Source organism: Thermosynechococcus vestitus BP-1 (assembly GCF_000011345.1).
Lineage (GTDB): Bacteria > Cyanobacteriota > Cyanobacteriia > Thermosynechococcales > Thermosynechococcaceae > Thermosynechococcus > Thermosynechococcus vestitus.
Map to the genome: position 1 here is coordinate 2,021,051 of NC_004113.1, position 15,046 is coordinate 2,036,096.

Here is a 15,046-nt window from a genome sequence, read left to right on the forward strand (position 1 = left end):
CACTCAAGGAGCCGGTACGCTTCGAAGAGTTTAGCACGACTTCTGGGAATATAATGATGCGGGACCTGACACATAGACTTCCATCCAGCCGTGGAATTGGTTGTGAAAAATAAAAGGGGGTAGGTTTGTCCCGTCTTGGCCGTCTGTCATAGCATTAGATGAGCATTTGGTGATTTTGATCCTGACATACGCGGGGGGCGATCGCGACGGCGGGGAACCTTGGAACTGTCATCTCTGTCCAACGACTCGTTTACATTTCGTTACATTACTCTTCAGTTGATTGAGGCTCCACCGATGCCCCCTGTCACACCTTGGCTGGCCATTGAACACCTAGACAAGCCGTGGATTTTTTGGCCCTTGTTCTTGATGGTGGTCCTCAGCAGCGTTGTTTTGCGCTGGGGAAACGTGCAGCAGCAGTGGGCACGGGCCATTGTTGTTGGCAGTCTAATGGCCTTAATGCTGCATTACCTACTGTGGCGAGCGATCGCCACCCTCAACCTGCGCACTCCCCTAGAGGCTGCCCTTAGTCTACTCCTACTGGGCATTGAAGGGTTTATGATGGCGGGCTATGGCCTGCAACTGTACCTTCTTCTCCACATCAAAAATCGTCGGCCTGAAGCCGACGCCGCTGCCCTTGCGGTCAAAAGTGGCCACTATCAGCCTTGGGTGGATATTTTTATTCCCACCTACAACGAACCGCTGCCGATCCTACGGCGCACAATTGTTGGCTGCCAAGCCCTAGACTACCCCCACAAGCGCATCTATGTCCTTGACGATACCCGTCGGCCGGCGCTGCGGGAACTGGCCTGCGAATTGGGCTGTGAATACCTAAGTCGAGCAGACAATCGCCATGCCAAAGCGGGCAATCTCAACCATGCCCTTGCCCAAACCCAGGGAGAACTCATTGCAGTCTTTGATGCTGATTTTGTTCCCACCCGCAACTTTCTCACCCGCACGGTGGGGTTTTTTCAGGCTCCCGATATTGGGCTGGTGCAAACCTACCAGAGCTTTTACAATCCTGACCCCATTGCCCGCAATCTTGGCCTAGATAGTGCCGTCACGAGTTTATGAGATACTGAGCGTGTGTCTGGACTGTATTATAGGACCGTGCCATGAGGACACCTGACTACCGTCGCCACGATATTTCCGACCGGGTTTGGGAGCGGTTGGAACCGCATCTACCTGGACGCCGAGGGAGCTGGGGGGGTGTGGCGAAAGACAACCGGCAGTTCATCAATGCGGTGTTCTGGATACTGCGCACCGGCGCCCCTTGGCGGGATTTACCCCCGGAGTACGGAGATTGGAAGAACGTGCATCGAAGGTTCTGCCGCTGGCGAGACAAAGGCGTGTGGGAAAAGGTCCTTGAGCAGTTGATCGACGAGCCCGATTACGAATGGTTGATCATCGATGCTACTCATGTCAAAGTCCACCCTCATGCCACAGGGGCCAAAGGCGGCAACCAAGACATGGGCCGTACAAAAGGGGGCTCAATACCAAGATACATCTGGCCGTGGATGCGCATGGTATGCCGCTGCGAATGGTTATCACAGCAGGTACCACTGCGGATTGTCGCCAAGCTGCAACCTTGATCGAAGGAATCGATGCAAAGTACCTGTTGGCGGACAAAGGCTACGACAGTGATGCCCTCATCGCCCAAGCCAAAGAGCATGGGATGCAGCCTGTCATCCCTTCGCGCAGACATCGCAGACAGCGACGTGAATGCGACAAGCAGTTGTATCGGCTTCGTCATCTGGTTGAGAATGCTTTTTTGCATCTCAAGCGTTGGCGAGGTATTGCCACGCGATACGCCAAAAATACGGCTTCTTTCCTTGCTGCTGTGCACATCCGTTGTATCGCCATTTGGGCATCAATCTCGTGACGACAGTATCTAGAGGAGCAGTTGCCCCAAGAGGTGGAAATCTTTTCGCGTCACTATCAAGTGCTGCGGGATGGCATCGAAACGGCACTGTGCTACGGCAGTTCCTTTGTGGTGCGGCGATCGGCTCTAGAGGCCATTGGCGGCTTTGTCACTGCATCCCTGAGTGAGGACTACTACACCGGCATCCAATTGGCAGCAAACGGTTATCGGCTGATTTACTTGAATGAAAGCCTGAGTGCGGGGCTGTGTGCGGAGGATATGGCGGCTCACATTCGTCAACGCCAACGCTGGGCACGGGGGACGCTTCAGGGGTTTTTTATTGCTGCAAATCCGCTGCGGGTAGCCAATCTCACCTGGCTTCAGCGCCTTGCCCACCTAGAGGGTATGACCCAGTGGTTTCACAGTCCCCTGCGTTTGTTCTTGCTCCTGTTGCCCTTAATGGCTGCCTTTTGGGGGATCGTGCCCCTGGAAACAACGCTGCGGCAGTGGCTTTACTATTTTGTGCCCTACTACTGGCTGCTACTCAGTACCTTCCGCTGGCTCAATGGTCAAAGTCGTTCGGCTGTGGTCTCAGATCTCTATGCCGTTGTCCAATGTGTGCCCCTGACATTGACCGTGATTCAGACGCTGTTGCGTCCCTTTGGTCACCGTTTTTGGGTCACACCGAAGGGGAGGGATGGCGATCGCTACCATTTTCAGTGGCATCTAGGGGCACCGCTATTCGTACTTTTTGGGCTCTCGGTTGTTGCGGCTGTATTCAATTGGCAGGCATTACACACCAAGGGACTACTCCTGGCTTGGGTCTGGAACCTTTACAATTTGCTGATTCTTGCCCTTGCCCTCTACAGTCTCATCGAACGCCCCCGCCCCGATCCCTACGATTGGCTCAATGTACAGCAAACCGTTGAACTCCATCTGGGTTGGGATCAAGCCACTGCCCTCTGGGGCACGACGAGTCGCCTTTCTGAAGGGGGAGCTCTCGTTCATCTGCATCAACCCCTCCCCCCCTCCGCAATCGGTGTGCCCCTCACCTGTCGGCTGTTGGAGGCCGGCATTGACCTCAGGGGCCAAATTGTGAGCATGCCCCATCCAACGACGCTCAAGATTGGCTTCGATCCCCTGAGTCCGGCTCAATATCGGCAATTGATCACGTTCCTTTTCTGTGAACCCAACCGCTGGCAATGGCAACAAACCCCCGGTGAATTGCAGACCCTGTGGCTGCTCCTGCGGACGCTCGTGTCTCCTCCCCTGAGGCGCCAGCGGCAGCACCTACACCCTGCCCCTCAGGCTCAGCAACATCAGGGCATTGCACCTGTTGCTATTGCCAAACGAAACTATGGACGAAACAACCATTAGATTTAATAATATAGTTAAATAGTTAAAATAGAGCATGATTCGGAGACCCATCGGCGATCGCCCGCAGAGCTAGCAATGAGCACTCCCGATTCACAACTACCTCCCCTCACGGAAACCACCCTGTGGCAAATTCTCAATGAGGAACTGGATGATGCCACGGTCAATCGGCTGCTGTGGCAGTGCTTGGGCTATCGGTATGACGCCCAAAGCCAAACTTGGCGCAGCGATCGCGTACCTCTAGAATGGCAGCAAGAGTATCCTCAACCCCCAGACTTCATTGGCAGCCGCCCCGCCATTGTCAAGCTCACCCGCTCTATCCCCCCTGCCCACAAACAACTTCTCAAGGAACAGTTGGGCTTTGCGGGTTATGAAATTAAGGAACTCAACCCCCGCCGTACCCGCCGTGCCACGGCTGTCAACTGGCTCCTCAGCTACATGGCCACTCAAGAGGAAGCTCAGGCAAAGTAACCCTCGGCCACCTCGATCGCCACTTGGCGGATAGCACGATAGACGGTGGCTAGTTCCGCATCACTAATGCAGTAGGGGGGCAAGATATATAGGGTATTGCCCAAGGGTCGCAAAAGCACCCCCAGCTCAATAAAGCGGCGGCGCAGTTGGGGCACAAGGTCGCTAAAGTAGGAGGCTTCTGTTTCTAATTCCATGGCCGCGATCGTGCCACAGGTGCGAAATTGTTTGAGATGACTAACATCCGCAAGATACCGTTGTTGACACTGCCAATGGCGCGCCTCTAGGCCTTGGTAAGCTTCAGGGTGCGCAAGCAGCAATTGGAATGAAGCGACACTCACGGCACAGGCCAAGGGATTCCCCGTATAGGAATGACTGTGGAAGAAGGCACGGGCGGGGTCATCGGCATAAAAGGCTTGGTAAATTTCCTCCGTGGTCAATGTAACGGCAATGGGCAAACACCCTCCCGATAGCCCTTTGGACAAACAGAGTAGATCCGGTTGTGTCCCTGCTTTTTCACAGGCAAAGAGGGCGCCGGTGCGGCCAAACCCGGTCATCACCTCGTCATAGACGACTAAAACACCATAGGCTTTGGCCACCTCAGAAACTGCTCGCAAAAACTGGGGACGACACATGCGCATGCCGCCAGCCCCCTGCACCAGGGGCTCAATAAAGAGCGCTGCATAGGCATCGGGATCTGTTTTGAGGGTCGTCTCTAGTTGAGCGATCGCCTGCGCTTCCTTGGTGTCCACCTCTGGGTCCTCTGGATAGGTGGCGGGGTAGGGCAGAATTGTCAAAGGGGGCAGCAGCGGCTGAAAGGGCTGCCACCAAGGGGAACTTTGGCCGACAGTCATTGCCCCAAGGGTATCGCCATGGTACCCCCCGGCAAAGCCAATGAAGCGCGATCGCTGGGGTTGATCGCGCCGCTGCCAATACTGGTAGGCCATCTTCAGGGCAACTTCTACAGCCGTTGAGCCATTGTCAGAAAAAAAGACCCGTTGTAACCCCCCTGGGGTGTGGGCACACAGGAGCTGAGCAAGCTGCTCTGCTGGCTCGTGGGTAAAGCCCGCAAAAATCACGTGCTCAAGGGTTTGTGCCTGACCATAGAGCGCCTTAGCCAGCACCGGATGGCTATGGCCATGGAGCGTCACCCACCAACTGGAAATGGCATCAATGATCTGGCGGCCGTCGCTGAGTTCAAGGCAAGCCCCCTGGGCACGCACCACCTTAAGGGGTGGATCTGCGGTTTTCATTTGTGTAAAGGGTTGCCAAATGGGGGAGTCAGTCATGGTTGCGATGGACATCTAGGCGAGCGGCAAGAGTCGTAAAAATCTCTTCTGGAATGGGACAGCGGAGCGATCGCGCCAAGCGTTTTTTCTGCTTAGCCACCCTAAGACACTCAGCCGTGGGACACAGATAGGCCGATCGCCCCATCCCCCGATCCAACTGCACCTTTTGATCGGGCCAGCAGCGCACAATTCGCCAAAACTCCGAGCGATCGGCCACGCGGCCACAGGACACACAGCGGCGCTGGGGAACACTCATCATCCCTAACTGGCAACCTGTTCTTCGAGAGCAGCCATGGCCAAGCGATCCTCCTCTTCGTAGTTGTACTGAGAACTATCGCGCACCTCAATTTTCCAGCCCGTGAGGCGGGTTGCTAAGCGCACATTTTGACCTTCTTTACCAATGGCTTGGGAGACCTTATCCGGTGCCACAAGGACATGGGCGATGCGGGCTTCGGGGTTGATGAGCCGCACCTCCTCCACCGGTGCCGGACTCAGGGAATTGGCAATATAGGTGGCTGGATCCGGCGACCAGCGGATCACATCAATTTTTTCGCCCCGCAGTTCATTCACCACCGCTTGAATGCGGGATCCCCGTGCCCCAATACAGGCGCCCACAGGATCGACATCCCGTTCTAAGGTATCCACCGCAATTTTGGTACGCGGTCCCACTTTATGATTCGGGGGATTGGCTTCGCGGGCAATGGCAACAATCCGCACCACTTCATCCTCAATTTCTGGCACTTCATTGGCAAAGAGATAGACCACCAAGCCAGCATCGGCACGGGAAACCTCCAATTGGGGGCCGCGTTGGGGGCCTTCTTTGACGCGCTTAAGATAGACCTTGAATGTCGAGTTGGCGCGGTAGTTGTCGTTGGGCAGTTGTTCCCATTTCGGCAGTTCGGCCTCCACTTCCGGTTGGCTAGCATCACTGCGCACAGCCATAATTACCGATTGCCGCTCAAAACGGAGGACGCGGCCCAGGAGTACGGTGCCCTCAAGCTCTTTGAATTCCTCTTGGATGAGGCGACGCTGTTGATCCCGCAATTTTTGTGCCAACACCTGCTTGGTTTGCATCGCAGCCATGCGGCCAAATTCTTGATGGTCGGGGGTGACATCCAGCAGCACCGTATCGCCGACGCGGGCATCCTGCACCACCTCAATCACATCGGCAAGCGCAATCTCGCGATCGGGGTTCTCTACTGTTTCTTTAATGGTTTTGGTGGCCAAAATCCGAAAGCCCTCCTGCTCCGTATCTAGTTCCACTTCAAAGTTGGCAAAGTGATCCTCCTCAAAGTGACTATGATCCGAGCGCAAACTGCGGCGATAGCGTTCGTATCCCTTAAGCAGTGCTTCCTTGAGGGCTTGATGCACTGCGTGCTTGGGCAAATTCCGCTCTTGGCTGATTTCATTGATCATGGCCCGTAGGCCGGGTAAGCGATAGATGGTCATCGTCTGTTACAACCTCGTTCTTGATGAAGATCAACTTCTACTAAGGCTCACTGCTGGGGGTGTACAGTTGGACACTGGCAATGAGGGAGCGCGGAATCGCCAGCGATCGCCCCCGCTGATTGAGATAGACATTCACCTCGTCACGGCGAATCAAGTTGCCTTCCCAAAGGGTTTTACCCCGATGGGGTGCGGTGGTCGTGACCCGTACGGGAAAACCACGAAAGGCATCAAAGTCGCGATCGCTACTCAGGTAATCCGACAGGCCGGGACTCGACACCTCGAGAACGTAGGCAAACTCGAACTCTGGCAGCTCATCCAAAGCCATCTCCAGGGCCCGACTCAGCCGCTCGCAATCCTCTAAGCTGGTGTCGTTCTCAGGATGGCGCACCTCCACCCGCAAAATGGGTGGCGATTGATGGGTCAGCCACTGCACACTCACCAGATCAAGGTGTTCTTGGTCGGCAACCTGCTGGGCAAGGGTTTGCACCAGAGGCAAAAGCATCTGTATCTGCATAGGAAATAAAAAAGGCGGGACATTGCCCACCACACCCAAACAATCTCAAAAAGCGGAGAACCCCTTTCCCTATGGGAAGGAGGCTTAGGAATCGTTCACAATAGAACGTTTCTGGGTGCTGCCAATACACCACTGTTCATAGCAGATAGTATAGCACCTAACAGTGGGCGATCGCCACCCTGGTCAATAGCCCCTCGGTGCGCCTAGCGATCGCTAAAATCGCCATTCGTCAGCTCATCACCGTCGTAGTGCTCTTCCTCTGGCTCCAAATCCTCCAGGACGGGATTCAAGAGCACTGCCATCTCAGCCTCATGGTGGGTGAGCCACTGGCCTTGGGTACGGAACCAGCGGGGCGGGTTAATGTAGCGAGCATAGTACCACGGCGGGGCAGTGGGCTGGGTAATTTCCGCCTGTACTCGAATTTTCTCACCCGGATAGTAGGCATCTTCGGGTTCCACTTCTAACCACACTTTTTGGCCGATGATTTCTTGGGGGAGCATCATAATGGCAATTCCTCGGGGAACCTCTCCTACAGCCCTTTTCTGACAGTAGGACCCTGTCTCTCACAGGCTTTTACCGCGTTGAGGATACCTCATCCTTGCGAAAAGAACTGTACCTTAATTCTATTCAGTTGTAGCCGATCTGGGGAACTGTTGCCCCTATTCGCCATCGCCCACCGCCAAGGAGGGGTAGGGCTGCTGCCGTTTCGGATCCTCGAGCTTCAGGGAAATGAGTCCAGCACAGAGGACAAACACCATTGAAACCCACAGACAGCCGACAATGCCCCAAATTTGATAAATAAAGCCGGAGAGGACAGTTCCTGCTAGTCGTCCCCCAGAGTTGGCCATGTAGTAAAAGCCAACATTCAAGGCCACTTTTTCATCGTCAGTGTAGGCCAGCACCAAGTAGGAGTGGACTGCCGAATTGATGGCAAAAATCAAACCAAAGAGGAGCAACCCACCAATAATGACGGCATTGGCATCCCAGTTGCTCAGCGGTACGGAATTTCCCGGAGCATTCGAGAACAATCTCGACTCCCCGTTGTTGCCAAGGTGCCTCTGCCGGGGTTTTCGCTTCCGAAAAGCTAATGATCTGATCGTTGATGGCGATCGCCCCCTCCTTGGCTTGGATGGTCTGGGGCCAACGGCCATGAACCGAATCAAACTCCAGTAAATGGGCAGCCGCGCTCGTGCCTCCCTTAATCTCGTTGATGTGGCGAAAATCCAGTTCAGGCCAACCCCACGCCGCACGCAAGACCAAGCGCCCAATGCGGCCAAAGCCATTAATGCCGATGCCAACGCCCATCGTTGCTGCTTTAGCGGCACACCCCCACGTTATTTCAAGTCATCTTGGATTGTCAATCGGCAAAAGTGCTTCCCTAAGCGAATGGACCTAAACGTAAGGGCAGGGGGTTTGACTCGGATCCTGCCAACAGGGGAGCAGCGGCGGCTGAGGAATCGGCTGGGCAGGGGTACCAAAGACCATTTCGCAACTGTAGTCCTTAAAGTTCGGCGTCATCGTCAAAGGAATGCCGAGTCGCTGTCGAAAAAATTGCTCGGTGGGTTTTTTGCACAGGTTCATACACAACGCCATACATTGGGATTCAGCCAAGTAGCGGCATTTTTGGATGCGCACACCACTGTGTTGCCATTGGGGGAGTTGATTTGGGGGAATAACCTCGACCCAGTAGCGATCGCTGGCACCCACTAACCAGCCTGTGAGGCGGGTAGCAAACCAGGCATTCCACTCACAGACCCAGCGGCTGGGCCGAAAGAGTTTGCGTATCAATGTACTCATCATTGGTGGGATGAGGCGATCAAAGACCGTGGCCACAATGGCCTGTTGCTGCGCGGGCGATCGCCCCCGTTGCAGTTGTCGGGTGATCTCAATAAAGCCAACATAGTCCCACCGCTGTGGTGCAACCCCAATGGCACTGGCGATCGCTCGGATCAGCCGCGCCAAGCACCACCGCTCTAGCCAGCTCAGGGACTCAGGAGGCATCATCAAGGTGATCAAGCACCTCAAGGGCAGCACGACGAACCACTGCATCCCTTTCCTGTCCCAGTAGCAGATATAGCGCTTCCTGCACCTGGCGACGCTCTGCCCCCTCAGGGAGGCGAGCTAATTGGCGAATGGCCACTAGCCGATGCAGGGGCTGCGGATGGGTCAGATCAGTCAACCACTGGGACACCTGTTGGGTCTGCTGCTGCTGTTGCAGTTGACCGCTGATTGTGCCGAGAAGGGCAATGACACCCATCAGGAGGATGCCAAGGAGGACAAGGGCGACCACCAACCAGGGATCTGCTGTCTGCTGACCGATATGCAACAGGGTATAGGTACCTAAACAGGCCAGCAGACCCGCCACCACCGTAGACGCCAAGGGATGATGTAGCCATTGGTACATCCGTTGGCGAAGGTTTTGCCATAGGGTCAAAAGTCGGCGTTGCCAGCGACTGAGGAGAAAAATCGTACCCACACCACTCAGGGTTGCCAGCAGTAGGGGGCCGTCCGTTTGCCACAGGAGCTGGCCTGCCCCCAGGGCACCAATGAGTAGCAAAAGACGCTCCGACAGTAGATTAAAAACAAAAGATTTCCAGCGCAGCCGTTGCGATCGCCTTTGGCGCAGCGGAGTTGAGCGCCGGTGAGGTCGCGGCAAGGACCATTTCGCCCAAGAGGTAACCATAGGGTGGGTGTACTGCCAATTTGATGCCTTATTCTACCGTAATTCTACCGCCCCTCAGTTGGTCTGAATTGGCTGCTTGAGCCTTTCCAGCGTAGGATCACGACTTCTTCTCGCAGTTGCTCCTTAGTGGCACTGGCAAACCGTGTTCGGAAGAGATCCGTGCGCACAAACTCATAGCCCAGCGCCTGAGCAATGTCAGCCAATAACTGACCCGTAGGAATCATCACCCGCAAGTAGGAGGCTTGATCACCAACCACATAGGCGAGTTGCGCATTGGGGCGCAGCAGCGATCGCAGGGCAGCCAAGTGACGGGCCATGCCACCAAAATAGAGTTTGGTGACTCTGCTGTAGAGTTTCTCAAAGCCAGAGGTCTTACCCAGTTGAATTCTGCGGCGCTCAATTGCATCCGCAATTGCCTGAATTTTAGGGTGATCTTGAATCCAGCGATCGTCATCATCCCCTTTATACACATTGCGAGTGTTAGAACGGATGAGACCCTTCTTAAGGGTTTGTAAATCAGCCTTGGTTTTAATGAAGCCTAAGATCACCGACTCAAGGCGGGTTGTTCTGGTGTAGTCCTTTTCGTTGGGGTAAGGGGGTGAGGTGATCACCGCATCAATCGACTGCGGGGGCAAGACCCTGTCAGGACCTCTTGCATCAGCCAGATAGACCTGGGCAGGGGTATCCTCTTGATCTTGCACCCGCCGCAAGTCCTCCACCATTTCACCAATCTTGGCCAGCCAAGCCCGAATCACTGGCGCATCAACCTTGGCTTTCGCAACACCCACTTCAGGCCCAAAACGTAAATTACTGACGGCAAAAACAAGGGTGTGGGCGATCGCCAGCAACTGATGTCGATAGACCTTTTCTATTCTGTATTTCTCTAAGCAGTCAAGGAGTAACAATACCTTATGTAAGGGCACTGGGCTGATCGACCCCGCAAGGATGAGCTGATTTTGCTCTGGAGATAGTTGGCGTAGCGGTAGGTCAGCAATATCCGCTGCAAAAGGCACTGAGTCCTCTATTCCTTGCTGCCGCAGGATGTCAAGGGCAAGTTCTGCCACCTCCCAGGAGTGACTGTACAGTAAATCAGGATCAACCCTCCAATCGGTCTTTACGGATGTTGCAAAATGGGCGAAGGGATTGGCTTCCATACCCAACGATGGAATGCCTTGGCGCTTCGACTCAACCAACGTTGTCCCTGTGCCACAAAAGGGGTCTAGGATGACACTCCCTTCATTCAAGCCAAAGTCTTCTATGTAACCCCTCACAAGATGGGGTGGATAGGACAGCACAAACCGATACCAGTCATGGAAGGCGCGGTCTTGCTCATCGATCTTGTTGAGATTGCTGTTGTTCCTAGGGATTTTTGTGTGCTTAGAATTTTGAGGCAACTCAACTCCTGTGGCAATTTGCTCATCATGCTCTCAGTATATTTCTCTAAGTCTATGAAAAAATTGACTGCTTTGGCAGGGGGTTATTTCCCTGTGCAAAAAGCGTACAATCTCTAGACCGGTTTGCGGCATTTTTGATCCGATTGAGGCCGTTTAGGGGAGAGGTTGAATCTCAGCGCGAAAGCCATTGACCTCCATAAAAGCCCGCATTTGGGTGGCATTGGCCTCATTTTGGAAACTGCCTACTTGCAGGACACGGCGCTGGCCAAGGGTAATGGGGATAACTTCGGGAACAAGGGATCGCAGGCGTTCTTGATTGGCCACATCCTCCTCCCGTAAATCTAAAACAATCACCCGAAACCGCGTTCTGGGGGCTACCGGCGCTAGGGTTGCTAACTCGGCATCAGACATCTCTGGTGGGGGGGGCAATTGATTCATGGCGCGATCGCTCCCCACAAATCCCATTGGAATCGGCACACGGGGCACCGGCAATCGTTCCAGGGAGCTCTCCAGCGGCGGCGGTGGGGGGGGAATTGGCGCAGTACTCACCTCTGGGGCAGGCACGGGAATGGGGATGACGGTATTCACCTCTGGCGGTGGCACGGGGATAGGAATCGGTTCTGCCGCCCATACGGGCGTCCCCCAACCCATTAGGATCAAACATAGATGACTCAACCACGGCTGGGAGTGAATGCTGAAACGGCTCATCAAAGACTTCATTGCCCTATCAACAATGGCGATGAACGGTGAACAGAACTGTGTTGATTCTTTTCTGTGGGGATCGGACGTGCTATGCAAAATTTAGCTCCCGCCTCTGAGGGGCAACGCCTCCGGCGGATTCTGGATGCCAATCTTGACCGTGCCCGCGAAGGTCTGCGGGTGATTGAGGAATGGTGCCGCTTTGGCCGCGAAGATGCTGCCCTCAGTGCAGAATGTAAAGATTTGCGCCAAACCCTAGGTCGCTACCATACTGAGGAGTTGCGGGCGGCACGGCAGACGGATCAGGATCCGGGGACGGCCCTGAGTCATCCCCAGGAGCGCGATCGCCCGACCCTCAACGCAGTGCTTACCGCCAACTTTGCCCGTGTCCAAGAAGCCCTACGGGTGATTGAGGAGTATGGGAAATTAACGGATACTGAGCTGAGTGAAACCGCTAAAGCCCTACGCTATCGCGTTTACATTCTGGAGCAGGCACTGACCCTCAATCCGCTGCAAGCTCGACTGCGACAACTGCAAGGGGCGAAGCTTTATCTGGTGACCGCCCCCAGCGATCGCCTACTGGAAATTGTTGAAGCTGCCCTAAAGGGGGGATTGCCCCTGGTACAATACCGGGATAAAACCAGCGATGATCATACCCGCCTGACAACGGCTCGCCAGTTGCAAGCCCTCTGCCAACGCTACGGCGCCCTGTTCCTGGTCAACGATCGCGTGGATATTGCCCTTGGCGCCAACGCCGATGGCGTGCACCTCGGACAGATGGATATTCCCATGGAATTGGCGCGCCAAATTCTAGGGCGCGATCGCCTGGTGGGACGGTCTACCACCAATGCGCAAGAACTGGAGCGGGCCATTGCTGAAGGTGCCGATTATGTGGGTGTTGGACCGATTTTTGCTACCCCCACCAAACCTGGTAAAGCGGCTGTGGGTTTTGACTATCTGCAATACGCCCGCAAACATGCCCCGATGCCCCAGTTTGCCATTGGCGGCATTGATCTGAGCAACATTGAGGAGGTCATCAAGGCAGGGGCCACTCAGGTAGCCGTTGTCCGCGCCATTATGGCTGCGGCGGATCCCGAGGCAACCACCCGAGAATTATTACGACGCTTATCTCAAGGGGAACCATCATGACCTCAGCGGCTGAGATTACTGCTGCTGTGCGGCAACTGTACAATACCTATCCTTTTCCCCCGGAACCGCTCCTTGATGAGCCCCCACCGGGGTACAACTGGCGCTGGTCTTGGCCGGCAGCCTATAGCTTTTGCACAGGGCGTTATCCTTCCCAATTGGATGTTGCCATTCTCGATGCCGGCTGTGGCACCGGTGTGGGGACTGAATATCTCGCCCATTTGAATCCGCAGGCAAAGATTACTGCTTTGGATCTCAGTGAGGCTGCTTTGGCGATTGCCTGCGAACGCTGCCGGCGATCGGGCGCCACCAATGTCCAATTTCACCACCTGAGCCTAGAGGAGGTGGCGCAACTGGGGCAAACGTTCCAGATGATTAACTGTGTCGGGGTGCTGCACCACCTGCCGGAGCCGCAGCGGGGGATTCAAGCCCTTGCCGATGTCCTTGCCCCCGGCGGCATTGTTCATATCTTTGTCTATGGTGAATACGGTCGCTGGGAAATTAAGCTGATGCAGCAGGCCATTGCCCTTCTTCAGGGGAGCGATCGCCACAACTATCGCGAGGGAGTGGCCATTGGACGACAACTCTTTGCGGCATTGCCGGAGAACAATCGCCTGAAAAAGCGGGAGCAGGAGCGCTGGAGTCTTGAGAATCAGCGGGATGAATGCTTTGCCGATATGTATGTGCATCCCCAGGAAATTGACTACACGATCGCCAGCCTATTTGAGCTCATTCGTGCCTCAGGCCTAGAATTTATCGGCTTTTCCAACCCCCAAGTTTGGCAGCTCGAGCGGCTATTGGGCAGCCAACCCGAACTGTTGCAACGGGCACAGCAGCTCGACCCCATCCAGCAATATCAACTCATTGAGTGCCTTGACCCAGAGGCCATGACCCACTTTGAATTCTTTTTGGCTAAGCCGCCACTGCCGCGTCACGATTGGGCAGCAGATCGGGAACTCTTGGCAGCAATTCCCTGGCGCCACCCTTGCATTGACGGTTGGCCAGGGGCCTGTGTCTTTAACTGCCACTATGAGGTGATTCATCTCAACCAGGCCGAACAGGAGTTCTTGAACGCCGCTAGCGGTAAGGCAACCGTGGCTGAGTTATTGGCACAACAGCCAGACTTTAACCTTGCGGAGGTGCGCTCTCTCCTTGCGCGGCACTTACTTCTTTTGGGAGTCAAAGAATGACAGATCTACTGGAAACAGTCTCTACCAGTGGTGCGGTCTACGATTGCAGTCATTGGGGGCGGCTGCGCCTCACGGGGGGCGATCGCCTGCAGTTTTTGCACAATCAAAGCTCAAATAACTGCCTGGTTCTGCAAGCCGGTCAAGGGGCTGACACCGTTTTCCTGACCTCGACGGCCCGCACCCTTGATCTTGTCACGCTCCTGGTCCATCAGGAGTGGGTGGATCTACTGGTATCACCGCAGCGCCGCGAGTTTCTCCTCAAGTGGCTTGAGAAGTACATTTTCTTTGGCGATGATGTCCAACTCAGCGATCGCACCCCTGAGAGCTACTGCTATCGAGTTTTTGGGAGCGTTGCTGCAAAGATAACTGCCCAGTTTGGCCTAGACCCCCTGGCCAATCCCTACGATCATGTCACTATCCCCCATGCAGATGCCCCCCTAACCCTTGCTGCCACCAGTGGCTTAGCCATTCCCGGTTTAACCCTTTGGAGCGATCGCCCCCTCAGGGATCTCCTGAGCCCCTATCCCCAACTCAGTGACGCCGACTGGGAGCACCTGCGCATCCGCCAAGGCCGACCCGCTGCCGATGCCGAACTCACCGAAGAGTACAACCCCCTAGAAGCACGGTTAGGGCATACCATTTCCTTTAATAAGGGCTGCTATATCGGCCAAGAGACAATCGCTCGTCTGAACACCTACCAAGGGGTCAAACAACACCTCTGGGGACTGGAATTAACTGCCACAGTGACACCACCCACACCCTTAATCTTAGAGGGTGAAAAAGTGGGTCTTGTTACCAGTTGCACTCCCCTAGGGAAGGGTGCCTTCGGCCTTGGGTATGTGCGCACAAAAGTGGGTGGGCCTGGCTTAACGTTGCACACCCCAGAGGGCGTCATGGCCCAAGTGGTTGAGGTACCCTTCTTAGGAACCGTTGTCTAAAAATACTCTCATTAGAGAATGTTATAATCCAATCGGCTCGTGCA

16 protein-coding genes and 2 pseudogenes are annotated in these 15,046 nt (G+C 55.0%); 7 read left to right on the forward strand and 11 right to left on the reverse strand.

The genetic code is table 11. The features are described 5' to 3' along the window. Nucleotides 1-294 precede the first annotated feature (294 nt). The 4 genes from TLL_RS13380 (at nucleotide 295) to TLL_RS09810 (ending at nucleotide 3,703) form a co-directional block, all read left to right on the forward strand. Nucleotides 295-1,071: a glycosyltransferase gene (locus TLL_RS13380; protein ID WP_011057767.1), complete on the forward strand. Its 777-nt coding sequence runs from the start codon at nucleotides 295-297 to the stop codon at nucleotides 1,069-1,071. Between the two features lie 41 nt (nucleotides 1,072-1,112). Continuing rightward, a protein-coding gene (locus TLL_RS13565) for an IS5-like element ISTel4 family transposase (protein ID WP_315862510.1) occupies nucleotides 1,113-1,879 on the forward strand; the annotation gives its coding sequence in 2 pieces (ribosomal slippage) (nucleotides 1,113-1,464 and nucleotides 1,464-1,879; 768 coding nt in all). Nucleotides 1,880-1,912: 33 nt separating this feature from the next. Next, complete coding sequence (locus TLL_RS09805) at nucleotides 1,913-3,235, forward strand: glycosyltransferase family 2 protein (RefSeq protein WP_011057768.1); 1,323 nt, start codon at nucleotides 1,913-1,915, stop codon at nucleotides 3,233-3,235. A gap of 75 nt (nucleotides 3,236-3,310) precedes the next feature. After that, on the forward strand, nucleotides 3,311-3,703 hold the full coding sequence (locus TLL_RS09810; RefSeq protein WP_011057769.1) for a DUF1823 family protein: 393 nt from the start codon (nucleotides 3,311-3,313) through the stop codon (nucleotides 3,701-3,703). On the opposite strand, the gene bioA is transcribed toward TLL_RS09810, so the two are convergent. The 11 genes and pseudogenes from bioA to TLL_RS09865 all read right to left on the reverse strand — a co-directional run bounded on the left by bioA (nucleotide 3,691) and on the right by TLL_RS09865 (nucleotide 11,737). Next, entirely contained in the window at nucleotides 3,691-5,004 is a 1,314-nt protein-coding gene (gene bioA / locus TLL_RS09815) for an adenosylmethionine--8-amino-7-oxononanoate transaminase (protein WP_011057770.1), read from the reverse strand. The two genes, TLL_RS09810 and bioA, sit on opposite strands and share 13 nt — an antisense overlap. Next, nucleotides 4,982-5,245, reverse strand: a complete 264-nt coding sequence (locus tag TLL_RS09820) for a YlxR family protein (protein WP_164921206.1) — start codon at nucleotides 5,243-5,245, stop codon at nucleotides 4,982-4,984. The genes bioA and TLL_RS09820 overlap by 23 nt, the downstream gene beginning before the upstream one ends. 5 nt (nucleotides 5,246-5,250) lie before the next feature. Next, complete coding sequence (gene nusA / locus TLL_RS09825) at nucleotides 5,251-6,438, reverse strand: transcription termination factor NusA (RefSeq protein ID WP_011057772.1); 1,188 nt, start codon at nucleotides 6,436-6,438, stop codon at nucleotides 5,251-5,253. 40 nt (nucleotides 6,439-6,478) lie between these two features. Then, nucleotides 6,479-6,940, reverse strand: a complete 462-nt coding sequence (gene rimP / locus TLL_RS09830) for a ribosome maturation factor RimP (protein WP_164920953.1) — start codon at nucleotides 6,938-6,940, stop codon at nucleotides 6,479-6,481. Nucleotides 6,941-7,155: 215 nt separating this feature from the next. Continuing rightward, entirely contained in the window at nucleotides 7,156-7,455 is a 300-nt protein-coding gene (locus TLL_RS09835; RefSeq protein WP_011057774.1) for a hypothetical protein, read from the reverse strand. A gap of 156 nt (nucleotides 7,456-7,611) precedes the next feature. After that, nucleotides 7,612-7,932, reverse strand: a pseudogene (locus TLL_RS09840) (MFS transporter); the annotation flags it as partial. Between the two features lie 4 nt (nucleotides 7,933-7,936). Further along, a pseudogene (locus TLL_RS09845) lies at nucleotides 7,937-8,257 on the reverse strand (glyceraldehyde 3-phosphate dehydrogenase NAD-binding domain-containing protein); the annotation flags it as partial. Between the two features lie 87 nt (nucleotides 8,258-8,344). Continuing rightward, on the reverse strand, nucleotides 8,345-8,956 hold the full coding sequence (locus TLL_RS09850; RefSeq protein WP_164920954.1) for a DUF4033 domain-containing protein: 612 nt from the start codon (nucleotides 8,954-8,956) through the stop codon (nucleotides 8,345-8,347). Then, nucleotides 8,943-9,635 (reverse strand): hypothetical protein, encoded by a 693-nt coding sequence (locus TLL_RS09855; RefSeq protein ID WP_011057778.1) that lies wholly within the window; start codon nucleotides 9,633-9,635, stop codon nucleotides 8,943-8,945. The genes TLL_RS09850 and TLL_RS09855 overlap by 14 nt, the downstream gene beginning before the upstream one ends. 44 nt (nucleotides 9,636-9,679) lie before the next feature. Beyond that, nucleotides 9,680-10,930 carry a DNA methyltransferase gene (locus TLL_RS09860; protein ID WP_011057779.1) on the reverse strand — a complete coding sequence of 417 codons (1,251 nt, stop codon included), beginning with the start codon at nucleotides 10,928-10,930 and terminating at the stop codon, nucleotides 9,680-9,682. Nucleotides 10,931-11,182: 252 nt separating this feature from the next. Beyond that, nucleotides 11,183-11,737, reverse strand: coding sequence for an SPOR domain-containing protein (locus TLL_RS09865; protein WP_164920955.1), 555 nt, complete (start codon nucleotides 11,735-11,737; stop codon nucleotides 11,183-11,185). A gap of 84 nt (nucleotides 11,738-11,821) precedes the next feature. Here TLL_RS09865 and TLL_RS09870 point away from each other — a divergent pair, with 84 nt between their 5' ends. The 3 genes from TLL_RS09870 to TLL_RS09880 are packed head-to-tail and all read left to right on the forward strand — an operon-like array spanning nucleotide 11,822 to nucleotide 15,002. Then, entirely contained in the window at nucleotides 11,822-12,877 is a 1,056-nt protein-coding gene (locus tag TLL_RS09870; RefSeq protein WP_164920956.1) for a thiamine phosphate synthase, read from the forward strand. Next, entirely contained in the window at nucleotides 12,874-14,064 is a 1,191-nt protein-coding gene (locus TLL_RS09875) for a class I SAM-dependent methyltransferase (protein ID WP_011057783.1), read from the forward strand. Before TLL_RS09870 ends, TLL_RS09875 begins: the two co-directional genes overlap by 4 nt. Beyond that, entirely contained in the window at nucleotides 14,061-15,002 is a 942-nt protein-coding gene (locus TLL_RS09880) for a YgfZ/GcvT domain-containing protein (protein WP_011057784.1), read from the forward strand. Before TLL_RS09875 ends, TLL_RS09880 begins: the two co-directional genes overlap by 4 nt. The last annotated feature ends 44 nt before the right edge of the window (nucleotides 15,003-15,046 follow it).